The 24,583-nt window shown below is 55.6% G+C and carries 14 protein-coding genes and 2 pseudogenes; 9 read left to right on the top strand and 7 right to left on the bottom strand.

Annotation, left to right across the window (positions count from 1 at the left end; all coding sequences use genetic code 11):
* The gene (dctA, locus tag RGV06_RS01190; protein ID WP_048351892.1) at positions 1–1,311 is read left to right on the top strand and encodes a C4-dicarboxylate transporter DctA; all 1,311 of its coding nucleotides are present in this window, start codon (positions 1–3) and stop codon (positions 1,309–1,311) included.
* A gap of 81 nt (positions 1,312–1,392) precedes the next feature.
* Here dctA and RGV06_RS01185 read toward each other — a convergent pair whose 3' ends face one another.
* From RGV06_RS01185 to RGV06_RS01175, 3 genes are all read right to left on the bottom strand, one after another.
* Positions 1,393–2,607 carry an aldose 1-epimerase family protein gene (locus tag RGV06_RS01185; RefSeq protein ID WP_322149127.1) on the bottom strand — a complete coding sequence of 405 codons (1,215 nt, stop codon included), beginning with the start codon at positions 2,605–2,607 and terminating at the stop codon, positions 1,393–1,395.
* 132 nt (positions 2,608–2,739) lie between these two features.
* A complete protein-coding gene (locus tag RGV06_RS01180; protein WP_322149126.1) occupies positions 2,740–4,095 on the bottom strand; it encodes an amidase in 1,356 nt (451 codons plus the stop codon).
* 13 nt (positions 4,096–4,108) lie between these two features.
* The gene (locus RGV06_RS01175; protein ID WP_046810112.1) at positions 4,109–5,440 is read right to left on the bottom strand and encodes an MFS transporter; all 1,332 of its coding nucleotides are present in this window, start codon (positions 5,438–5,440) and stop codon (positions 4,109–4,111) included.
* A gap of 369 nt (positions 5,441–5,809) precedes the next feature.
* Between RGV06_RS01175 and RGV06_RS01170 the strand changes: the two are divergent.
* The 4 genes and pseudogenes from RGV06_RS01170 (at position 5,810) to RGV06_RS01155 (ending at position 12,577) form a co-directional block, all read left to right on the top strand.
* Positions 5,810–6,837 (top strand): annotated as a pseudogene (locus RGV06_RS01170) (LacI family DNA-binding transcriptional regulator).
* A gap of 223 nt (positions 6,838–7,060) precedes the next feature.
* The gene (locus RGV06_RS01165) at positions 7,061–7,954 is read left to right on the top strand and encodes a nitrilase family protein (protein ID WP_322149125.1); all 894 of its coding nucleotides are present in this window, start codon (positions 7,061–7,063) and stop codon (positions 7,952–7,954) included.
* 71 nt (positions 7,955–8,025) lie between these two features.
* Positions 8,026–9,162, top strand: coding sequence for a hypothetical protein (locus tag RGV06_RS01160; protein WP_416194540.1), 1,137 nt, complete (start codon positions 8,026–8,028; stop codon positions 9,160–9,162).
* Positions 9,163–9,367: 205 nt separating this feature from the next.
* Positions 9,368–12,577, top strand: a complete 3,210-nt coding sequence (locus tag RGV06_RS01155; protein WP_322149123.1) for a transporter substrate-binding domain-containing protein — start codon at positions 9,368–9,370, stop codon at positions 12,575–12,577.
* Here RGV06_RS01155 and RGV06_RS01150 read toward each other — a convergent pair whose 3' ends face one another.
* The 4 genes and pseudogenes from RGV06_RS01150 to RGV06_RS01135 form a co-directional block, all read right to left on the bottom strand.
* Positions 12,578–16,099 (bottom strand): transporter substrate-binding domain-containing protein, encoded by a 3,522-nt coding sequence (locus RGV06_RS01150; RefSeq protein WP_322149121.1) that lies wholly within the window; start codon positions 16,097–16,099, stop codon positions 12,578–12,580. It abuts the gene before it with no gap.
* A gap of 173 nt (positions 16,100–16,272) precedes the next feature.
* A pseudogene (locus tag RGV06_RS01145) lies at positions 16,273–16,969 on the bottom strand (response regulator transcription factor).
* Positions 16,970–17,091: 122 nt separating this feature from the next.
* Positions 17,092–18,330, bottom strand: a complete 1,239-nt coding sequence (locus RGV06_RS01140; RefSeq protein WP_322149119.1) for an EAL domain-containing response regulator — start codon at positions 18,328–18,330, stop codon at positions 17,092–17,094.
* 8 nt (positions 18,331–18,338) lie between these two features.
* Positions 18,339–19,004 (bottom strand): response regulator transcription factor, encoded by a 666-nt coding sequence (locus RGV06_RS01135; protein ID WP_322149118.1) that lies wholly within the window; start codon positions 19,002–19,004, stop codon positions 18,339–18,341.
* Positions 19,005–19,344: 340 nt separating this feature from the next.
* Between RGV06_RS01135 and RGV06_RS01130 the strand changes: the two genes are divergently transcribed.
* From RGV06_RS01130 to RGV06_RS01115, 4 genes are all read left to right on the top strand, one after another.
* Entirely contained in the window at positions 19,345–19,956 is a 612-nt protein-coding gene (locus RGV06_RS01130) for a fimbrial protein (protein ID WP_322149117.1), read from the top strand.
* A gap of 66 nt (positions 19,957–20,022) precedes the next feature.
* Positions 20,023–20,763 carry a molecular chaperone gene (locus tag RGV06_RS01125; protein ID WP_322149116.1) on the top strand — a complete coding sequence of 247 codons (741 nt, stop codon included), beginning with the start codon at positions 20,023–20,025 and terminating at the stop codon, positions 20,761–20,763.
* A 93-nt stretch (positions 20,764–20,856) separates the two neighbouring features.
* Positions 20,857–23,436 (top strand): fimbria/pilus outer membrane usher protein, encoded by a 2,580-nt coding sequence (locus RGV06_RS01120; protein ID WP_082113445.1) that lies wholly within the window; start codon positions 20,857–20,859, stop codon positions 23,434–23,436.
* A gap of 64 nt (positions 23,437–23,500) precedes the next feature.
* Positions 23,501–24,475 (top strand): fimbrial protein, encoded by a 975-nt coding sequence (locus RGV06_RS01115; protein WP_322149115.1) that lies wholly within the window; start codon positions 23,501–23,503, stop codon positions 24,473–24,475.
* Positions 24,476–24,583 lie beyond the last annotated feature (108 nt).

Here is a 24,583-nt window from a genome sequence, read left to right as displayed (position 1 = left end):
GTGGAAATATCCAAGTCCCGCTGGTACAGCCAGCTGTATATGCAAGTGTTGATCGGTATCGTGATCGGTGCAGCAATCGGTTACTTCATGCCCGATATTGGAGCCAAGCTCCAGCCCTTTGCCGATGGCTTCATCAAACTGATCAAAATGCTGTTGGCGCCCATTATTTTCGGTACGGTCGTTGTGGGTATCGCAAAGATGGGCAGCATCAAAGAAGTCGGGCGCATTGGTGTGAAAGCGCTGATCTACTTCGAGATTCTTTCAACCATCGCCCTGGTAGTCGGCCTTATTGTGGTCAACATCGTGAAGCCTGGCGTAGGCATGAATATCAACGTCAACGCGCTGGATGGCAGTGCCATCAGTAAGTACAGCCAAGCGGCCAGTGAGCAAGGTGGCACCATTGAATTCTTTCTCAATATCATCCCGCACACCTTCATCGGCGCATTCTCGAATGGCGTGATGCTGCAGGTCATCCTGCTGTCGGTATTGATGGGTGTTGCCCTGGTTCAAATGGGCGAGACCAGCAAGCCACTGATCAACACCATCGATCTGTTCCTGCAAGGTCTGTTCAAGATCGTAGCAATGGTCATGCGCCTGGCACCCATTGGCGCCGGTGCTGGCATGGCGTTCACTATCGGCAAGTACGGTATTGGTACCTTGCTGTCACTCGGTCAGTTGCTGATCGCGCTCTACATCACAACCTTGATTTTCATCGTGGTGGTACTGGGCACCGTTGCCAGATGGTCGGGCATGCCGCTCATGCAGTTTCTTCGTTATTTCAAGGATGAAATTCTCATCACCCTTGGCACCTGCTCAACCGAAGCCGTACTGCCGCGAATGATGGTGAAACTTGAAAAACTTGGCTGCAAAAAATCAGTCGTGGGCATGGTGTTGCCAACGGGATACACCTTCAATGCGGACGGAACCTGTATCTACCTCACAATGGCCGCCATCTTTATTGCCCAGGCAACCAATACGCCTCTGACGTTTGTGGATCAGATGATTCTGCTCGGTGTATTCCTGCTGACGTCCAAAGGCTCGGCAGGCGTAGCGGGTGCGGGATTTGTGACGCTGGCTGCAACACTCACCACCATCCACTCCATCCCTTTGGTAGGGCTCGTCTTGCTGCTGGGCATTGACCGCTTCCTCAACGAAGCGCGGGCCGTGACTAACCTGATCGGTAACGGCATCGGCACCCTCGCCATTGCCAAGTGGGATAACTCGTTCGATGTAGAGGCCTGCGAGCGTGAAATAGCGGCAATGAAACACGAAAAAGCGCAAAGGAAGGCAGCCTTGCTGGCGCAAAAATAGCCCGCACTGCACTCCGGTCACGGCGCGTCAAAAACGGCTATGACCGGTGTGCGTTACAGCGTTCATCCAATCAACGGGCGATCACTCTTTACTCAAATCCACCAACGGCGTCTGCCGCACTTCGGTCCCACGTCCGTCCTGGATCGATTTGACCTGCTGCAACGCCTTGTCCACCGCCGGTTTGTCAGCCAGCAATGAGTAACTGATGCTGAACTGGCGCTGTTGTTTAGGGCCAATGGTCGGGACCAGATTCAACGGCCGCTGGTAACGGCGGTTGTAGGAAAAACTGGTGCCTGGCTCAAGCCCGGTGACGTAGCCCTGGCCGCGTGTATCGGTGTTTTTCCACAGCGAGAACACCGGCAATTGCTGGACATTGAAACCCACTGCGACGCCCAGGCTGGCGGCCTTGTTGTGCAGCACGGTCAAGGTATCGCCTTTGGCGTCGCCGTAGGGCACCACGTTGTACACGGTCTCATCGTAGTCAGGGGTAGGTGCGCGATAAGTCTGCCATTCGCCCAGATCGGCTTTGGCCTTGTCATTGAATGGCGACACTTGCTTGACCGGCGCCGCAAAGCGGGCGCCCTCTTCCAGAAACGGCGTGCTGAAGTTGCTGTGGTACAGCGCCTGGTATTCTTTCGGGTAATCGCCATTGTTGGTCAACGTGTCATTGAGCACAAAGCGCGCCGCACCCGGTTCTGTGACCAGTTCGGTTTGCACGCTGAAGTCCACTTTTTTGAAAGCCTGCTCTTTCAACTCGCCACGTACATGTATTGCATATGGCGGGGCTTCGTCGATGTGCACAGTCACCTTGCTGGCAGGGATATTCGCCGCGCGACCATGCAAGGTCAGCAACTCGCCGTTGTCCATGCCCGGATGGCCTACCCACTCATAACCACAGCGAGTGACCAGTTCGTTGAAGCCTTCAAGCCAGCCCAGACCGCCACGTCCGTTAAGCTCAATGAACGCCGGATTGACCACTTCCTTGACTGGCGAATCCCACCCCATGCGCGCACTGCCGACCTGGGCACTGAGCACATTCATCCCGCGCGTGGGCACCACCGTCAGTTTCATCGTGCCGTTATCGATATCAATCAGGCTCACGCCTTCCTGCCGACCGCCGTGCAAGGTGCGCATGCTGATTGAAAACGGTTTGTCGACCTTGATCCCCAGCTGCTCGCTGGTAATACGCTGATTACTGGCAGGCTTGTCGCTGTCGAGCAGCACAAAGTCCCAGGCAAAAGCGTGAGAGCCAAAGGACAGAGCTGCAATGGCGCAGGTGACGGGAAGCAGTTTCATGGGCGGATCCTTTCTTGGAATTATAATTCGCTGATTAGGTGAATCGATTCAGCGCGGAGTCCAGTCTAGCTCCATTTTGAGCGCCCAGGGCGCTCGTCAGACTCATTGTTAGTTCGAGGTGGATCGCCCGGCTCAGTCCCGTACGTACAGGCTGGCCATTATTTGCAACAGACGATCATCCTCCCCTGCCGCGCCAATCACCTGCAGCCCCACCGGCATACCCCCCACTTGCCCAGCAGGCAAGCTGATAGCAGGTAGCCCGGTGAGGTTCCAGGGGCTGGTGTGGCTGAGTACTGCGGCCCGCACATCAATGCGCTGCTCGCCCACCCGGACCTCGCGCGCATCAACCTCAGTCGCGGTTATCGGTACGCTGGGCGAAACCAGAAAGTCATAGTGTTCGAACAATCGCGCCATCGCCGCCTGGTACTGCGCCTGACTGGCCTGGGCACGAATGTACTGCCAACCTCTGACTTCACGGGACAACTCCAGACGCTCGCGTACCTCCTGTTCGAATTTAAGCGGCGCGTCCTCCATGCGCTCGGCATGCACGTCAAAAGCTTCGGCGCGTTGCAGCACAAGCAAGGTGTCTTTCATTGCAGCAGCCAGGGGCTCAAGCTCGCGGGTCTCCTGCAGTGCATCAGCAAACAGCTGCTGCGCCGCTTGGTAGACCTGGCGCTCCACTTCGGCGTCGACCGGCCCGAAGCTGCCTGCGGTAATCCAGCCAACTCGCAGCGGTCGAGAGTTCGTCGTGGGCGCACACGCTCGCCCCGCCACGGCTTCAAACAGCAACCGCGCATCCTCGACATGGTTGGCAATCGGGCCCACATGGTCGAGGCTCGATGACAACGGAAATACCCCCTCAAGCGGCACACTGGCAAAGGATGGCTTGAAACCAACAACGCCACATAACGCCGCAGGAATACGGATCGAACCCCCGGTGTCAGTGCCCAATGCCAGTGGCACCATACCGCTGGCCACCGCCGCCGCACTGCCGGCGCTGGAACCTCCCGTGATGCAACGGGGATCCCAAGGGTTACGCGCGGCCCCCTGAAGCGAGCGGTCACCGGTCGGGCCGTAGGCAAATTCGTGGGTCAACGTCTTGCCGACGATCACTGCACCCGCCTCGCGCAAACGCTGCACGCACAGCGCATCGCGGCTTGGTCGGTGGCCCTCGAAATGCGCCGAACCATAGGTGGTGACGTAATCAAACGTATCGATATTGTCTTTGACCGCTACGGGTATGCCTTGCAACGGACCCAGGTCCTGGCCTTGGGCGAACAGCTCATCGGCCTTGCGTGCCTGGGCCAGTGCGATGGGGGCGTCGATCTGAACAAAGGCATTGAGGATCGGATTCAGACGCTCGATGCTGTCCAGGGCGGCCCGGGTCAGCTCGACGCTCGTCAGGCTGCCCGCGCGCAGGCGCTCGGCCAGCGCGATGACCGATTGGCCAAAGAAATATCCAGCGTGGGTAGGCTTCGCCAGGTTCATACAGACAACTCCATCAAACTAATGCTGGTGTAGGGGAAGTGACAACCGGCCGACCGCCGGGACGCACCATCAACATCGCACTCATACCCAGTGCCGTAGCCACCGCTGCCGCCACGAACATCGACGAGTAGCCGTAGCGAACAGTCAGGTAGCCAGTGAGCATCGGAGCGATAAACGAAGCGGTGTTGGCGATGAAGTGGGTCATGCCGCTGTAGGCACCTACCCGGTTGGACGGGGCAGTGTCGATGACAACCGCCCAGTAGACCGAGTTGGGCAGTGCGTTGAGGGCATTAGCCAGGGTCATCAGGGCTATCACACCCCACACGGTCTGGGCCTGAGATACCAGGATGAAGCACAAGGTGGTCAACAGCAGGCAGGTCGCGGCAAGCCAGCTGCGGGCCACTTTCAGATTGCCAGTGCGGCGCAGCAGCAAGTCGGAGATCTTGCCGCCCAACAGCACGGTGAAACAGGCGCCGGTCCACGGGATCATGCCCATGTACCACAGCGAGGAGAGGTTGTAGTGAAATTCGTCTTGCAGGTATTTGGGAGTCCACGTCAGCAACAGGAAGGTCACGTAGACAAACGAGAAATAACCGATCGCGTTAAGCAGCAAATCCTTGTTTTTGAAGAAGTGCCAAACCGGCGCGACGCTGGTGGTAGGGGTCGTGGCATTGACCGCTTCGGCCCGCTCCTTGCGCAGAAAATCAAGCTCAGCTTTGGACACACGCGGGTTTTCATCGGGGGTATTGGTGAACCGTGTCATGAAGAAAATCAGCAGCGCCAGGCTGACCACGCCCAGCACCACGAACATGCTGCGCCAGTCACCGGTCAGTGTTTGCAGGCCTACGGCTACCGGGGCGGTCAACAGTGCGCCCAGAGGTGTGCTGAGCAGACCGACTGAAACCACAAAGCCCCGCTCTTTGGGCGTGGCCCAGTTGGCCACGCTCTTGTTGATGACCGAATAGGCCGGGCCTTCGGCAAAGCCGAACATCACGCGGATAGTGGCAAAACCGGCCATGGCCGAACCACCCAGAAACGCCAGCCCGAAATCACCGGCGAAAGCAGTGGCGATTTCAAAAATCGACCAGGTGGCACCCGCAATCAACCAGATGCGCTTGGCGCCATAGCGGTCGGCCAGAATGCCGCCGACCAACGCGCCAAGGATGTAACCGTAACCGAAGTAACCCAGCACATTGCCCCAATCGGCCTTGTCGAAACCGTACTCGGGAAGAATGCTCGCCGACGCATAGGCAATCGCGCCGCGGTCAATGTAATTGAGCAATGCCATGAGCATGATCAGGAAGAAAATCTGGTAGCGGAAGGACGGGATGACGGGGCTTTTCATAAGGGATCTGACTCTTCAAGTGATGGCAGAAGTCAAAAAGTCGGCCGGTGTCCGCTGATGCCGGTCAGTTAAGGGTTGAACTTGACCCCTTGTGGGAGCGGGCTTGCTCGCGATACAGGCGACGCGGTCAGATGCTCACACCGCGCCGCCTGTATCGCGAGCAAGCCCGCTCCCACCTCTCCCCTGACTGACAGGCATTAGCCGGTGTCGGCGTATTTTTATTGTTTTACCCAAACGTTTGGGTGGCGAAATGTAGAGCCAGAAAAAGTTTGAGTCAAACGTTTGGGTAAACATTTATTTCCGGGTAGGTGCGCCCTATTCGGGTAGAATCCGCGCGCTAAACAACGGACTGCCGGAAGCCTCGAAAACATGCCAAATCAATCTCGCCCCGCCACCCTGAAGTCCATGGCTACTGCACTGGGAGTGCATGTTTCCACGGTGTCACGGGTCCTTAATGGCGACCCGACAGGGGTCGAGCGAGCGGCGTCGGCCGAGGTAGTGGCACGTATTCGCGCACTGGCAAAAGAACTGGATTATCGGCCGAACACGCAGGCATCTAACCTGAAATTGCGCAAAAGTCAGGAAATCTGCGTGCTCATGCCACGCCTCACCGACCTGGTGATGGCAACCATCTACGACAGCATTGACAGCGCTGCCGAGCAGGCGGGCTACCTCACGTTCGTCTCCAACACCGATGACCAGCAACTGCGTCAGATGGCGCGTGCCGAGCACGCCTTGCGCCGCTCGGTGGCCGGGCTGATCGTGGGTGACTCCCATGTGGGCGAAACTCAACCCCTGCTCGACCTGCTGACACGCAAAAACATCCCCTACGTGCTGGTCAGCCGGCAGATCGCCGGGCATCTTGCGGCGTGCAGTGACGATGAACTGGGCGGCTGGCTGGCGGCCGAACACCTGTATCAGTTGGGGTGCCGGGATGTGGCAATTCTGGCGGGCGAGCGGCATGCGTCCACCGGTGCGGACCGTACTCGCGGCTTTACCCGTTACTTCCGCGAACAAGGCATCACACTGCGCCCTGAGTGGACCCTTAATGGTCCATTCGACAGCCTCACCGGGCACAAACAGGGCGAGTACCTGTTGGGTCTCAACCCGCCCCCAAGGCGTTCTTCGCGGTCAACGACTTCCTTGCCATCGGCTTGATGGGTGCAGCTCGCGACAAGGGTTTGATGCCAGGCAAAGACATAGCCGTCGTCGGTTTCAACGACATACCGCTGTCCAATGAACTGATGGTACCGCTGACCAGCGTGCGCCTGCCGCTGTCCGAAATGGGCCAACATGCCGTGGAACTGTTGCTCAAGCGCATCAGGGGCGAGGCTGCGGAGTCAATCACCCTGACCCCACAGTTGCAGGTACGGGCGAGTTCTTCACGGGTGGTGTAAGTGTCCCGTGATCACCTCAAAAGTCCCGCAAACCAGTCAATTAGACACTCTTCCTATTCCTCAAAGCGTTCGATCTTGTAGTCCTCAAGAATATATCCCTCAACATTGAAGCCGATGGACTACATGCCAAACGGAGGCCAGTGATAGACGCTTGTGCGGACAATTCTTCTTATTAAATACCCACTGTGAGGTGGGTCCATAAAAACAAGAAGCGGTGTCAGCCATGAGTGAATCTGTTGCTGTCAGTGCAGTGCGGGTTGCAGTGGTGCAATTCGATCCGCAGGTAGGAACTCACAACATCCAGACCAATCTGCAAAACGGCCTGGACTTGGCCCGGGAGGCGGCCATGAACGGAGCCAATCTTATTGTCCTCCCGGAGTTGGCCAACACCGATTATCTGTTTGCTAACCGCCGGGATGCCTTCAACCATGCCGAAGCTGTTCCTGAAGGCCCAAGCACTCAGGCATGGATCGATTTCGCAGCGCAACACCAGGTCTATCTGGTAGCCGGTCTTGCCGAACAGGACGCCATGCAGCTGTTCGATACGGCGGTGCTGCTCGGCCCGGGCGGCTTTATCGGCAAATATCGCAAAGCTCATCTGTGGAACAAGGAAAAACTCTGGTTCACCCCCGGCGACCTCGGATTCCCGGTGTTTGAAACCCCGATTGGGCGCATCGGCCTGCTCATTTGCTGGGATATCTGGTTTCCCGAAGTGCCCCGCCTACTGAGCCAGCAAGGCGCCGATATTATTTGCAGCCTGAATAACTGGGTCTGGACGCCACCGCCATTGTTCGACGACGCCGGAAAATGCATGGCCTCCTACCTGACGATGACCGCTGCCCACGTCAATAACGTTTTCATCGCCGCTGCCGATCGGATTGGCAAGGAGCAGGACGCGCGTTACCTGGGCTGTTCGCTGATTGCCGGAACCAATGGCTGGCCCATCGGTGCAGTGGCACCTGCTGATGAGCAGATCATTCTCTATGCCGACGTCGACTTGTCGACGGCCCGCAGTGCGCCGATCTGGAACACCTTGAATGATCTGCAACGCGACCGACGCACCGATATATACGACGGGATGCTCGGCTATTGCCATCATACACGCCTGCCTCGCTAAAGGGGGCAATCATGGAGTCCTTATCTGAGAGACCAACGTGCGGGCCTGCTGCACGTCTTCTGATTTTAATCATGGTTGCCACGGCGATTGTTGGGGCCGTAACCACGTGGGTGGCCGTGAATTACGCCACCCTCCACACTGATTATTGGCCGGCCTACAACGACATGATGGCAAGCATGCTCTCCCCGTTGGCCTGGTTGCGCTGGGTGTTAGGCGACATCAGCGAGGTGGCGTTTTACAAGCACGAACTGGCCTCATTGGGCTTGTTACTCGGAGGCGCCCTGGGCTACTGGACCAGCCGCTACGCCCAACGCTGGAAAGGATTCAGCATCTGTTATGGCACCGGCTTGTGGCCTTGGCTGGTAACCAGTTCATTGTTGGGGCTGCTGCTCAGCAACGCGCTATGGGGCTGGACCCTTACAGCAAACACCTGGCAGCCGACCTTCGCCGCGTTCGTCTCTTTGCCTGCAGCCATGGTGCTGCTGTTTGGCGGCGGCTGGAAAGTGGCCCTCAGCGGGGCAGCCCTAGGCGCCCTGCTCGTGACGCCATCCTGTTTGCTGATCGTCAACTACGTTTGCCTGCCCTTGGGATTGCCCGTGGTGATTGGCAATGTGCTGGGCATGGCACTGGGTAGCGTGATGGCCTTTGGTCTGTGCCGGGCGCTACCCGCTCTGGTGTCATCGAGTGACGCGCAAAAGCCGCCAACTGCGCCTGCGTCGCCTGACAAAACGCCGGACTATGGTGCCATCTGGATAGCGCGTCGCGTGCTGGCTGACTTTTCGGAAGCACCCTTTTATGGCAATGAGTGGGCCAGCCTGGGCATGCTCTCGGGGGTTGTGTTGGCATTCACCTTGAATCCCCTCAGTCCGGCCTATGGATCCGGCTTGCTGTTGCATATGGTCGCGGCGCAGGCTCTAACGTCGCTGGTGTGCGTCATTGTGTGGCGTGGGGAATGGCGAAAACGTGGCTGGTATCCCACGTACGTGCCGCTGGTTTCAGTCGTGCCTGCAGCGGTCTTGACCTACGGTGGCGGCCCCGGAGTGATGATCGTCAGCGCAGTGCTCGGTGCCTTGATCGCGCCGCCCCTGGCCTGCGCCATCGCCCGGCGGGTGCCTGGTTACATGCACCCCTATATCGGCAATGTCTTGTCGATGGCAATCAGCACCTTGCTGATCATGCCGGTGATTGGCGTATTGGTTGCTGCTTAAATGACTGATTCATCCAGACATTATCAGATCCATTGCAGAGGTCCCCCTTTAACAGGATTCGACCGCTGCATCTGTGCGGTATCCTGTAAACACTATCTGTATTTTGTGTATTTATTTGCGCAACGACCGAAACTGTCAGCGCTCGCATCTCCAATCTGCAGCGCAAAACTGGCATGGCACCACCATCTTGCCCGAGAGTGACCACTTGAAATTACCGCCACTGCTTCACATTTTCGGGATGTACTGGCTACTGCTGTTTTCATGCAGCTCGCTGGCCAATGACGGCGCCCTTCATTTGCATGCTCGACAACCCCTGGACGGACTGAAGTTTCAACTTGATGCGCCAACAAAAGCGTGGGCGCAAGAAAAGCGCACCCTGGTTGTGGGTGTGCAAGAGGATAATTATCCGCCGTACCGAATCATCACCACCCTCAATGAGCTGGAAGGTATAGCCGCAGACTACTTGTCGGCCTTGCAGCGTGAGTTGTCGATGGACTTGACCCTGCGTCGCTTCGCTACAACTCAAGCACTATACGAGGCCTTGCGCGAAGGTCAGATCGACTTGGTGGCTGTCGCGACAGACGCTGATGCCAGACACTATCAAGTGCAATTGAGCCCACCCTATGCCTTCACCGAGCTGGCTGTGTTTACCGAGGCCGGAGACCTGCGCGACTTCGATATGCAGGCGAATGCAATGCAGTTTGCCGGCGTCGATGAACAGCTAATTGCGCTGTACAGGCAGTCAGGCGGACAGGCAGACATTACCCGCTATCGGTCACGGCGCGACGCAATGTCAGAGGTCCTGAAAGGACAATCTCAAGCCTATCTGGGCGATACCTTCTCCACCCGTTACTTGTCATCCCAATTATTCAGCAACCAGATGGTGGTCAATCAGAGCGCCCGGCTGCCGGAAATTCCGGTGGGCTTTGCCTACAGTGCCTCCAGTAAAATACTCGGATCCCTGCTCGATCAAGCGCTAGGCGGCCTCTCGCGGTGCAATCTGGCTAACGCTATGCGCACCTGGAGTGAGACCGAGACATGCGATTTGAGCAGTTTTCGTCAACGCCTCAGTGAGTCCGAGCAAGCCTGGCTCGACAAGGCAGACGTTGTGAGGCTGGTCGTCAGTGAGGATTTGGCCCCTTACAGCTTTTTTGACAAGCAGGGTCGATTCAACGGCATTGCCTCAGAACTTCTGGACATCGTAAGGCGTAAAACCGGCATGCGCTTTGAGATCAATCGTGTCAGTTCACTGGGCGATGCCCAGGACCTGTTGAGCCAGGGGAAGGCCGACCTTGGCGTTTTGTTCCAAGACAGTGCTACAGCGGATGCTTATCTGTTTAGCCGACCTTTCGTGACAGCCCCCTATCTGATCATCACTCGGCATGAAGACGGTGCATTGACCTCTCTGAACACGCAGACGGCCGCCGTACTGGCCGTTGCAAAACGCCAACTGTCACCCGAGTGGCTGCGCAACTACCCCAACCTGAGCGTGATAGAAACGGCCACAACTGCCGATGCACTGAATCGGGTGCGCGATGGCAAGGCGGACTTCTCATTGGTACCGGCCAACATGGCGCGCTACTACCTGTCCTATAAATATGAGGACACCCTCAAGGTCAACGGCCTGATTGACTATCATGATGCACAAATACTGTTTGCAGCACCGGGGCAAGATCCTTTGCTGATGTCGATCCTCGACAAGGCCCTGGCTGAGATAACCCCGGCAGAGACCTTGCAGATTACCGGGCGCTGGCGAGCCAACGCCGCGACTGACGACAAGCATTGGGAGGGGCTGGCTTCGACCACATGGCAGACCCTGGGGGTGCTGTGCGCACTGCTCCTGGTGGCGGGGCTGCTGATCATCGCTCAACGGCGGCGGATCATCCGCAAACAGCACGACCTGCATCAGCGCCAGCTCATTCTTGACGAACTGCAGACCACCAAAGAAGCTGCGGAAAAGGCCAACCGCAGCAAGACCGTATTTCTGGCGACCATGAGCCATGAAATCCGCACACCGTTGAACGCCATTATCGGCATGCTGGAGCTGGTATTGACCCGCAAGGCCGACCCCACGCTCAACACCCGGTCCGTACATATCGCTTATGAGTCGGCCCATAACCTATTGGGGCTGATTGGCGAGATCCTCGACATTTCCACAATCGAGTCAGGCACTCTGACCTTGCGTCCACAAATCTCCTCGCTCAAGCAGTTGATTGAATCAGTGGCCAATGTATTTGCAGGTCTGGCGCGCCAGAAGCACCTCAGTATCCGCCTGGAGCTGGATCAAACGGCTGAAGAGCGGTTGTGGATCGATGAGCTCAAGTTCAAACAGATACTGTCCAACCTCTTGAGCAACGCAATCAAGTTCACGGACAAAGGCGGCATCGTGATCAGTTGCCAAGGCGAAGACGTTGACGAACACACCGTGCACTTGCAACTGAGCGTCACTGACACCGGCAAAGGTATCGCTGCATCACAAATCGACAAGGTGTTTACCCCTTTCTTTGAGCTCGACAGCGCTGTGAACAACCTCAACACCGGTGCCAGTCTCGGTTTGTCGATCAGCCAGGTGCTCAGTCAGTTGATGGGGGCCAGTCTGCGGGTCGAGAGCGAGCCGGGGGTGGGCACCTCAATGATTTTCAACGCCCGCGTCGAGCGTGTGAGCGCTGACAGCACACAGATCAGCCCGATCCAGAAACAGACACCCGCAGCCATAGACCTGCCACTGAACATACTGATAGTGGAAGACCACCTTCCGAGCCAGTACCTGCTTGAACAGCAAATCAGCTATCTGGGCCACCATGGGATCACTGCCAGCAACGGGCAGGAAGGCATTGCGCTGTGGCAAAAACACGACATCGACATCGTGTTGACCGACTGCAACATGCCGCACACCAACGGCTATGAAATGACCCGTGCCATACGAGAACTTGAGTCCAGCCTTGGCGTCGAGCCTTGCATGATCATCGGCATCAGCGCCGATGCGCAGCGCGAAGCGCTCGAATATTGCCTGAGTTGCGGCATGGACGAAGCGCTCGCCAAACCCGTCGACCTGGCCGGCTTGAACCGGTTTATTCCAACACTCAACCGCGGTAACAACGATCAGGCGCAGGCACAAACCGACCGTGCAAAAGAGGTACAGCTTGAGATCGCTGAACACGTTATCACCAGTAACAATGAAGAACTGCTGGCGCTGGACAAGTCCCTGAGCCTGAACGACTACGAAGCACTGGCGCGTATTGCCCACAAGCTCAAAGGCACCGCCTACGTGCTCAACTCCCAGAGCTTGCTGCTGCTGTGCGTCACACTTGAGGAGCTGACGGCCAGCCATGACGGACCTGATGCAATTCGTCAGGCCGTAAAGGTTCTGATCCAGGCGCTCAACGATATCAATATGTCGCTGCAAACAGCCTGATCAATGGCTTCGCGCCCGAGCGGCTTCAAGCAGGTTACTGTGCAGTTTTGCCAGCGCCTGTTCAAGCAATCTGGCGCACTGAAGCACATGCTCTGGCACAACCTGCGAAACACTGCAGGCCTGCTCCAGCATGTCGCAGTATCTGACAACTACCGGGTCGGCCACGAGCAGCGCTGCCCCCTTGATACGATGGGCCAGGCCTGAAAACGACGCCATTTCATCCCTTGCCAGCATTTCGCGAAGCTCTGCACTGTCTCTCTCGAAACTGTTCAGCGCCTCATGAATCAACACGGTGGTGGCCTCGTGAACACCGCCCGTCAACGTATGCAGACTCGCCGTGATGGATGCCTGATCGGCACACACCCCAGTCTTATTCTCTGAAGCATAACCGTCGGCCAACGGGGCTTGCCAGCCCGATAAAAGCATCGACAAGGCTTTCAAGTTCAGGGGTTTGAACAAGCAGTCATTCATTCCTGCCCTCAGGCATCTGGCCTTCTCCTCTGGCTGGGCGTTGGCGGTCAAACCCACCACCCAACAAGCCCCCATTCCCCGCTGAACCTCATCCTGACGGATCTGTTGAGCCAGATCGTAGCCACTCATCAACGGCATGTTGCAGTCAGTGATAACCATATCGAAATGCCCGGCCCGCCAAAGCTGCAGCGCAACCACACCGTCCTCGGCAGCGCTTGCCGATTGCCCCAGAAACGTCAACTGCTGGACCAGAAGCAAACGATTCGGCGACTGGTCATCTACCACCAACACTTTCATCGCACGCGATACCCCGAGAACTTGCTCTCGGGGCGTCACCGTGGCAGTCACAGCATCCAGTTTGTGAAATGACAACGATACTTCAAGTGTTGTGCCCTGCCCGATGACACTGCTGATTTCAAGTCTCCCCCCCATCAACTCGCACAATGAGCGCGAGATCGCCAGCCCAAGCCCCGTTCCACCTCTGCTGGAAACGCCGTGATCCGCTTGAGAGAAAGGTTGGAATAATCGCTGCAGATCGTGCGCGGCAATGCCAATACCGGTGTCTTCCACCGTCAGGCACACCTGCAGGCGCTCATCAACACTGTGCTCGGCACGAATTAATACGCGCACTTCTCCAGTGTCCGTGAACTTGATCGCATTTCCCAACAGGTTGGACAGCACTTGCTGAAAGCGCATGGGGTCGACCAGCACATCACCGCCGACGCTGGCGTCGATTTCAAGTTTCAGGATCAGGTTTTTCTGTCTGGCCAGGCCTTCAAACACCCGCGCTACCGACTCGACCAGCTCCCGCAAATTGGCCCTTCTGGGCGAAAGGCTGACATGCCCTGACTCAATGCGTACCACATCCAGAATATCGCCGATCAGTTCAAGCATGCCCTTGGCTGAGGTGTAGGCCACCTCGATCGCCCCGCGATCAAAATCACCCTGGTCGGCCCGCTTCAGTGCGAGTTCGAGCATGCCGATCACAGCGCTCATGGGGGTACGAATCTCATGGCTCATGGTCGTCAGGAAGGTGGTCTTGGCCCTGTTTGAGTTGTCCGCCTGCTGCTTGGCCGCACGCAATTGCTCAATAAGCTCACGACGCTCACTGATATCGATCCAGCCGCAAATAACCCCCTGAACATGCCCACGGGTGTCATGAAAGGGTTGAATCCAATGGTAAATAATCAGTGTCGAGTCACCCACATGCAGTGTGCGATCGACCTCGTATGGCTCGCCCTGCTCGATCACCCGCATATAACCGGCATGGAACTGCATGGCCTCGTCACGGTTGTGCTTGGCGCTTTGAAGTGCCGTTTTGCCGATCACATCCTCACGGGTGACAGAAAATGTTTTCAGATAATGGGCATTGCAGGCCACCATTGCGCCGTGACGGTCACGGACATAGATCGGATGCGGGGTGCCGTTGATCAGCGCCTCCATGAACGTCAACTGATCACCGAGGGCCAATTGCGCCCGCTTGCGCTCGCGAATCTGGCGGCGGATGTAAATATTCCAGACCAGGGAGCAAAGAATGAACAGGAAGGCGACGCCAGCCATCTGGTAAATGAGGGTTTGGTAGTCCCTCCATTTCATGACCTCAAACACGGCAACCGGCCGCCAGCGATTGAGCACACTGTTGATTTCATCCGGTGCGATACTCAGCAGCGCCTTGTCGATAATGGAGATCAGTTCGGTCTCGCCCCGCTGGGCTGCAAACGCCAATGCCCCGTACTCGCCCTGCAGAATATTGCTGATGCGCAACTTGCCTGGGTACAGATGCTGAATGTAGTAACGGGCACCATGCAGCGTGGCAAACGTCGCATCTGCCCGACCATCGGCAACCATGGCCAGAGACTCTAGGATGGTGGTTGAGTCAATGATTTCGATGTCCGGGTACGTACTCAGCACTGCGCGTTCGGCCGCCATGATCGGCACCGCCAGACGTTTTCCACGCAGCGCATCAAGGCTCGAAGGTGCTTGCTCCACGTCAGGGGTGACAATAACGAACGAACTGAAAATAAAGGCCCTGCTGAACCTCAGGCTGCTCTCGCGCTCAGGCGTGTGCGCGGCCAGGGTTAAATCCGCTGTGCCATCCGACAGAGAACTGATGAGGTTGGCGAAACTGTCGGTGCGAACCGCTTCAAATCGCAGCCCAGTTCGCCTGTGGATCAACTCCAGCAGCTCTGAACTCATGCCACTGAACCGCCCCTCGGCATCAAAGAAGGCATAAGGCGCCAAGTCATCATTCACCACATAACGCACAACCGGATGCTGCTCAATCCAGCGTTGCTCATGGGTAGACAGGTCAATTTTCCGGGGCGACAGCATGGCCCCGCCACCGGACCAGCGCTTGACGATCTGGAGCAGGCTATTTTTGTCGATGGCGTTGATCGCACTGTCCAGGACAGCTTTCAGTCGATGATTGCCACGCCGGATGGCAAACCCGAAGCCGGCACTTGGCATATCGACAAAACGCTCAAGTCGCACATAGTTGAAATAACTCAAGTTGATCAGATAGTGACTCGACAACCCGTCTCCCAGGTAACCGTCAAGACCGCCGAACGCCAGGGCAGCCAAGGCCAGATCCCGTGATGCATAAGGCACAAACAGGGCGCCGGGATACAACCTTGCCAGTTGCTCGAGCGGCAAGTAGTCCTCGGCTATTGCTATGCGCTTGCCAGCCAGGCTGGTCGGCAACGGTTGCTGATCGTCGTTACGGACAAACAACGCGGACTGATCCTGCACATAAGGGTTGCTGAGAAGTGCATGTGCGGCGCTGACTTCAAAACCGTTGGCGCTGCCCAGCATATCTATCTCGCCTTGCTCAAGTGCAGCTAGCGCATGGCCGCGATCAGCAAAGCGCTTAAGCTTGAGGTTGACGTGAAGGGTCTGCTCCAGAAAGCACGCTACGTCAGCAGTGATGCCTTCGAAATACGGAGAACTGGCCGTCATTTCAAAGGGCGGGAAATCCGGTTGGGCGACACCCAGGACCAGGGAGCGCTTGTTCCTGAGCCACTGCCAGTCGTCATTGGAAAGTGCTACTTGCATGCTTGTGCACTGAGGACGCACCAATAGCCGTAATGGACTATCCACGGTTGTTGCATGCAACAAATCAAATGGAAGAAGTAGCCACACGACGATTACCACTACACGTCGAACTGCACAGGCCGGTGATGCAACAAACCCCATGACAACGCCTTTGAATATCAACCAGGGTGCGATCACGGCTGATCAAGGTTGTGCTGCAACCTGAACAGCTCAACATCGGTGCGTATACCCAATTTTTTGTAAGCAGTGTTTTTGCCCGCTGATGGTTTTCCTGCTGCGCATGAACTTCAGCGCAATCTGCGAGACCTGCAACCCTTCCAGGCAGCAACGCAGGACCTCGCGCTCTTTGGGGGAAAGCGCAACGTTGCTGACTAACAAGGTATCGCCAGATGGATCATCGCCATTTGCGCTGGTACGCTCCTGGCCGGACACCGGCTTTTTATCCAGCTTAAAGGCCATCATCGAGGAGAGATACAGCTGCCCCGAAGCAACGGTACGAATGGCCACGGTCAGATCCTCAACCGGCTGGGACTTGCCCAGAAACCCGTTGGCGCCTGCGCCGATGGCGAGATTGACGATGGCAGGTTTTTCCGAAGAGGAAGAAATCAGAATAAGCATTTTCGGGTACTGCTTGCGCAGCATCCTGATCAGATTCAAGCCGTCGAGTTCGCCTTCGTGCAATTGATAATCCAGGACCAACAGATCGATCGTCAGCTCGCGCAGGGCCGAAATCAACTCGGCGCTGGCGCTGAATACCCCAACCACCGAAAAGTCCGCCTCCCGGCTCAATCGCGAGTTCAAGGCCAGCCGAATAAGAGAATGATCATCGAGCACGGCAACACGTAAGGGTGTGACAACAGACCATTGCATTCTTTGTCTCCGGCAAAAGCAGTTTCAGATCATCAAATCAATGAGAAAATTCTGAATGATCTACCAGACAATGGATATAGGTCGTTGTCTCAAAACCACACAGGCAAGACCGTCCAGGCACATCACCCTGCGGGAGACACGGCAGTTCGCCATAGCGCTGGATCGCCCGTAAAAGCCCAGTTTGTCATGTGGGCCTCGCTCATCGGCCGGGCATACAAATAACCTTGCCCAAGATGACAGCCCAGGCTTTGCAGGGAGCGTAGCTGCTCGATGGTTTCAATGCCTTCGGCAACTACTCTCATGTTCAACCCACGCGCCAATCCCAAAACAGCGCTGATCACCGCGCCAGAGCGTGGCTGCTTAAAGTCCCGGATAAAACCGGCATCCAGTTTGACCTCGTTGAAAGGCAACTGGCACAGACGCTCAAGCGAGGAGTAACCCACTCCGAAGTCATCAATCGACAAATCGCAACCCAGCATGCGCAGCCGGACCATGTTGGTAATGCACATGCCGGGGGCTTGCAACAGACCGGTTTCAGTCAGCTCAAACGTCACGCTTGCGGGCGATGCGCCGTGCGCGGACAGCATGTCCCGTATTCGATCAACGAAGTGCGGGCATGCCAACTGAGATGCCTCCAGATTGAACGCAAGTTTGAACCCATTGCCAGCAGAATACATGTGTCGCTGCAAACGCAGTCCTTGTTCAAACAAGCTGAAGAAAATTGTATCTAGCAGACCGTACTGCTCTACAGCGGGGAGAAATGTAGCGGGCGACCACACTTCACCCGGTGACCGCTGCCATCTGAGCAACACTTCTGCACCCTGGATCAATCCGTTGCTCAGGTGGAACTTGGGCTGGAACCAGGCACAGAATTCTTGCCGGTTAATCCCCCTGTGTATTTCCTCTGCGCCCGGCTGATCTGGCGCAACACTGGGCCGTACAATACGGGGGCGACTATTGGCTCGGTACGCCTGCAACAAGGGATTAAGCACCTGCGCCAGCGCCGGCTTGCCTGCATGACCCAACAACTCCAACCCCTGAAGCCTTACGATCTGCTCCACGGCATGAACCAACTCACCGGGCATCTCACTACAGATAATCACCCCGCTGACCAGTCTCGCCTCACTGACACAGCTCAAAAACGCCAACCCATCCACTACCAATGTCTGTATGTCACATAACGCGATATCAACACCTCCATGCCGTTGCAGCAATGCCAGGGCGCCCTGCCCGTCAGCCGCCTGCAACACATCAATGCTTCCGATCCCGAGCAATGTTTTGACGGTAAGCGCGCGCTGAACGTCGTGATGTTCCAGCACCAGCACGCGCAATCTTTTAAAGAGATCTCTTGCACTCGGCATATAAGCGCTCAAGAAGATTGCAGGGGTAAACGCCGGAACAAATCAAGATCACTTTTCAAGCCCAACTTTCGGTAGGCAGAACGCTTTTGCGCACTGACGGTTTTGATACTTCGCGAACAGTCCGCAGCTATTTGTGTGACCGTCGACCCGGCGGCACACAAATGCAGGATTTCGCGCTCTCGTGGCGACAACATTGCGCTATTCAACAGGCGATCCCGAGTGACAACTACATGGCTTGCATGGGTACCGACCGGCTTACCCGGGATTGCTTGCGGAATCAGCCGGGTGCAAAAGTAAAACGCTCCAGCCGCCAGGCTGCGAATCGCGTCAACATAGTCATCAAGGGGTTGTGTCTTGCAAACGATACCGTGTGCACCAGATGCCAGGAGCAATACGGCTGTCGCCAGATGAGGTTGATCCAGCAAAACCAGAAATCTCAGTGATGGCTGCTCAATGCTGAGCGTCCTGATGAGCGCCACGCTGTCGCCCCCTTCTGACAAGTGCCCAAAAAGCAACATGTCGAATGCGTTATCACGGGCACTACGCATCACGTTGGCGCAATTCCCATAAGAGCCGACAACAGCAATGCCGGGTTGTTCGAGCAGGTGTAAACACAAGCCATAACGCGCAATTTCATGCGTATCCAGCACACCGACTCTGACCGGGTTTAACATTTGTTATCTCCATCTCCTGTTTAACCGCGCGTCCTTTAAAAACGAACAACGCGGGCAGCAGTAGAACTTATAAAATCTTGAGGTGCTTCAGGCACGGTATTGGGCACAGTAACGAATACTTCTCCAATAAACCTTAAGACTTGTCTCAAAACATTCACCTGCGACCGCTGAAAAGCACACCACCCGGAGCAGAACTGCTCACACATGATCCGGCAACAAGCCCATTCAATACGCAACGAAAATTGCTTTGGGACAATTCTCAAAGACCGGCCCCCAAAGGCGACCTAACATAGCCCCCGCAGTTTGATGAAACACACTTATACCCTTTCAGGATACAAACATGAAAAAGCTTTACCTTGCTATTCTCAGCCTCTCGATTCTCGCAGCTTCCAACTCTGTTTTCGCTGAGGACGAAATTCCGCCATCTGCCAAGGTTAAAGGCGGCAGTGGTCAAATCCAGTTTTCTGGCTTTATCAACAATGATGCGTGTTCAGTTGATGGCAGTACCGGTAAAGATAAAGTGATCTCGATTGATATGGGCAACGTATCGATCAAGGACATGGGCACTGATGTAGCTCCAACTTCCGGACGCATGGGTGCAAATGACTTTAGCTTGACCGTTAACTGTAATATCGGAACCAAAGTATCCATGGTTTTCAAACCAAGTCTGAACGGTGGTTTGGGTCTGGTCAGTGGCAAGAAAGTGCTGAAGCTGCAAGGTACCGACGCGGCCAAGGGCGTGGGTATTGCTCTGCTTAACGGTGATGGCGAATTGATCGACCTGACCTCGGATACCGCAGCTATGGTTTCGACCGGTCTGAGCGGCGATCAAGCTGCGGGTGGTGACGGCACGTTGTCATTCGCCGCAGCCTACGTAACCACCGAAGGCCAGGCTAAAGCCGTTGCCGGTACAGGTAACGCAACACTGCCATTTGTACTTCAGTACGAATAAACCTGGCTCAAGGGAGAGGCTCTCGGGCCTCTACTCACCCTGCGCAATAGTAAGTGAATAATTCATATGATACGACGCTCAATTGCTGTTTTTATAAGTATGCTGGTCGCCACAGAAGTCTTTGCCAGTATTTCACTAAGTGCAACCCGAGTGATCTTTGACGGCTCACGAAAAGAAGCGAATATTACCGTACGTAATGGCGGGCAAAATGTATTGGTGCAGTCCTGGATCGACAGTGACCAGACAGAACATGTAGAACTGCCATTTGCCATTACCCCTCCCCTTGCCCGAGTGGTTGCCAATCAACAGCAACTGCTGCGCATCCTTTACGAAGGCAGTGGCATGCCGCTCGACAAGGAATCAGTAGTGTGGTTAAACGTTCAGGAAATCCCGCAAACCAGTGCCGCCGATATAAACGTATTACAGCTGGCCGTGCGTCAACGGGTAAAGGTTTTTTTTCGACCGGCCAACTTGTCTGGGGAAGCAGCCCAAGCACCTGCACAACTAAAGTGGGCACTGAAAAAGGACGCTGGACAAACCCTGTTAAACGTCAACAACCCCAGCAGTTACCATGTATCATTAGCCGATCTGAAAGTAGGCGACACCGACAAATCTGAACTGATGATCGGTGCAACCATGATCGCGCCTGGCGAAGACAGAACATTTAAATTTAAAACAACTCCTCAGGCATTGTCGCCAACACTATGGTTTTCAAGCATCAACGACTATGGCGCGCTGCAAAAATTCGAAGCATTGCTAAACCCACAAGAATCAAGTTCGGCGACGGCCACAGAAGTCAAAGAGTAATCAATAACGGTCACCCACACGGCCATCTTGCACGCTTAATTTTTCGCACACGTTATGACTGCATCAGTCATGCTGACGGCACAGACTATTGATATGTTTATCTACAATAACCCTACGCATGATAGTTGTGCGGACAATAGCGTCCAAACAAGGGGCTCCAATAACAAATACCTGCTTCTACCTCTGTACCCACTGTGCCTGATCATAACAATCACTCTGTCGAGCACCGCCTTCGCCGAAGAACAGGCAGTTCAACTTGAAGAACAATTCAACACCTCATTCTTTCAGGGCGGAACATCGGTGGATTTACAAACGCTGTTGAGCGCCAACCGGGTATTGCCGGGTAACTACCGGGTCGATCTGTACAGTAATGAAGTGCTGGTAGGTCGCAGGGACATCGCGTTCAGACCCAACGAACACAACGGCAAGGTTGAGCCGTGCATGACGTTTGATTTGATTCAACAACTTGGCGTCGATGTACAAAAACTGCAGGAACAAGGGCTGCTCGATCCCCAGTTGCCCCACGCCTGCCATGACCTGACCTCCATGATTGAGCAGGCTACCTGGCGCTACGACTCCAGCCGCCTGCGCTTGTATTTCAGCGTACCGCAACTGGCAATGGCTCGAGGCATGCGCGGTTTTGTCGATCCTGAGCTATGGGACCAAGGCGTTCCTGCAGGGTTTACCAACTATCAGTTCAGCAGCAACCGCAACGCCACTGAGTTCAGCACCCAGGTATCCAGCAACCTGGGACTGCGCAATGGCATCAACCTGGGCCCGTGGCGTCTGCGCAACGAGTCGAACTTCAGCGCCCGTACCGGCCGTGCAAGCATATTCAAGAGCAATCGCAGCTACGTGCAACGCGACGTCACCGCTATCAGGGGGCAGTTCAGCGCTGGAGAGATCCTCTCCGATACCGAGTTGTTTGACAGTGTGCGCTACCGGGGCGTGAAAGTGGCTTCGGACGACGGGATGCGCGCCGACAGCGAACGCGGTTATGCACCGATCATTCGCGGCGTAGCCGAGTCCAACGCTTTGGTCGAGATTCGCCAGGACAACTACACCCTGTACTCCACCACGGTACCGCCTGGCCCGTTCGAAATCAGCGATATCTACCCCACGGGATCCAACGGCGATCTAGAGGTAGTGATTACCGAAGCCGACGGTCGCCGCAGAGTGAGCAAGCAGGCTTTTTCCGCCCTGCCCACGATGATTCGCGAAGGTCAGTTCAAATACAGCGTGTCTGCTGGCCAATACGCCAGCAACGCCGAAGGCGTGGCATCCCCTTCCTTTGTCAGCAGCACGGGCGCCTATGGTTTGAACAGCAACCTGACGGGTATTGCCGGTCTGCAAGCCAGTGAAAACTTTCAGGCGGTCTCGCTGGGAGCGGCGAAAAACACTGCGCTGGGCGCGGTCTCGTTCGACCTCACCCAGTCATCCAGCCGCGCCCAGGGCAAAACCACCCGGGGCAACAGCTTGCGGGCGCTCTATGCGAAAACCTTTACCGGCACTGATACCAGTTTCACCCTGGCCGCCTACCGTTATTCCACGGAAGGTTATCGCACGTTCAGTGATCACGTTGAAGACATCAGTCAAGGTATCAGGCAGCGCAGTGGCAGTTCGAAAACCCGCACCAACCTCACCATCAACCAGACACTCGGCGGCGCCCGTCAGTATGGCTCGCTCTACCTCAACGCCAGTGACCAACGCTACTGGAACAGGGGTGGTTCGCGAAGTTTTTCTGCGGGCTACACCAACAACTGGGGGCAAATGAACTACAACCTGAGCGCCAGCAAGAGCCAGGATTTGGTCAAGGGCGGCTTAGCGAACACCGACACTCAGGTCAACCTCTCAGTCTCTTTTGCGCTGGGCTCTCGCCCCCGGTCGCCCCGGGCCTATGTCTCAAGCAGTAGTGAGCGCAGTGGCAACAGCACACAAATGGGGGTCAGTGGTTATCTGGCGGACAGTCGGGATTCGTTTTACTCCATCCAGGCCGGTGACAGCAGTCACAGTGGTCAATCCGGCTCGCTGGCCTTGAATACCCGCACAGCAATAGCCGATATCGGTGCCGGCTACAGCCAGGGCCAGGGCTATAACTCCCAGAACCTGAATATTTCAGGCTCCATGGTCGCCCATGCTGGCGGAATCAACCTTGGGCAAACCATCGGTGAAACGTTCGCCCTGGTTGAAGTACCCGGGGTACCCGGCGTCGAGATCAGCACCCACTCCGGGGTTACGACCGGCAACAATGGTTTTGCCATTATTCCCAACACTCAACCGTATCGAGTGAACTGGTTGAGCCTGGACACCCGTGACCTGGGCGGTGGCGTGGAACTCGAAAATGCGACTCAGCAAATCGTGCCGCGCCGTGGTGCGGTGGTGGTTGCACGCTTCGAAGCAAGCAAGGGTCGCCGGGTTCAATTTGATCTGGTCGATGCCAAGAACCGACCTATTCCGTTCGGTGCCTCGGTGGAGGATGCCAAGGGTGTGCAACTGGCCATGTCCGACCCTACCGGCAAAGCCCTCGCCATGGTCGAGCATGACAGCGCTACCCTGACCATCAAATGGCAAGGCAAACAATGCCTGGCTAGCTATGCGCTTGCGCAAAAACAAGAAAAGGTCAATTACGAACGCTACAAACTTATGTGTTTGCCTGAACCAAAGGCACGTTGATGATCGAGTCACGTATAAATACCCGACACCAGGGTATGGCAATTACCCTATCGAAGGAACTTTTATGTTTGACGCGAATAAAATGCATATGACGTACCTATTTTTACTGACCTTGCTATTACTCTTCAATCACACTGAAGCAATGAGCGAATGTCGCTTCAATCATCCAGAACGCACAGTCGAATTAAACCCGCCAGTAATGGGAACTATCAGCATACCTGCTGACATGGAAAACAACAGTACTGTATATGAGGCCGTCTATTCGCCTGGCATTTATTTCATCCTTAACTGTAGCTACTACACGCCTTATGGTTTTGTTCCAAACCCGGAACTCGGTCCTGCGCCTGCAGGCGGCTACACATTCCCGATAAAAGATAGTGGTATCGCAATCCAGATATTCAACTTAGGAACAACCCCCAAAGACGCAATTCGTGCACATGGAGAACAAATAGTCGGAGGACAATTCCTTTGGGGGACTGGAGGCGGAGCGTACACTTTCAGATTTATAAAAATAGGAAAAATTAAACACGGCACAGTCATTGGCCCCATCAATATAGGGGCTGTCAAATACGGGACATTGACCACGCACAACATAACAATCAGAAGCAAGCTGATTATCGCCACGGCCTCCTGCAAAACCCCCAACGTGTCGGTCAACATGGGCGACTACGTAGCCAGTGAAGTCACGGGCAGTCGAGGTCAGACAAACCCCGTCCACTTCGACATCGCACTCAACGAGTGCCAGGAAGGCATCTCCAGAGTAACCTACTCACTACAAGCCAACACCCCAGTCATAGACAGGGAAAGTGGCCTGGTTTCGCTGGATGGCACCTCCACATCCAAAGGAGTCGGGCTACGCATTATGGATGGCAATGGAACACCACTGGCCCTAGACAAAGCACATGTTTTCAGCGATTACGACACTCGAGGCGGCAACTTTAACACCCCCCTGAGTGCTGCCTTTGTACATCTTGGCACTCAAACTCTGGGGTTTGATTCCGCCAATACAAGCCTGACTTTTACCAAGAGTTACTTATAACCTCTTCAATTGATTTCAAACCAACAAACCTTAAAGTGCCAGTACAACGCAAACGCTCAGACCCATAAGGAATTTAAAAACAACACCACGACTGACATTTCGAACCCC

This window comes from Pseudomonas sp. CCI3.1, assembly GCF_034313985.1.
Lineage (GTDB): Bacteria > Pseudomonadota > Gammaproteobacteria > Pseudomonadales > Pseudomonadaceae > Aquipseudomonas > Aquipseudomonas psychrophila.
This window is presented reverse-complemented; position numbering and strand designations above follow the sequence as displayed.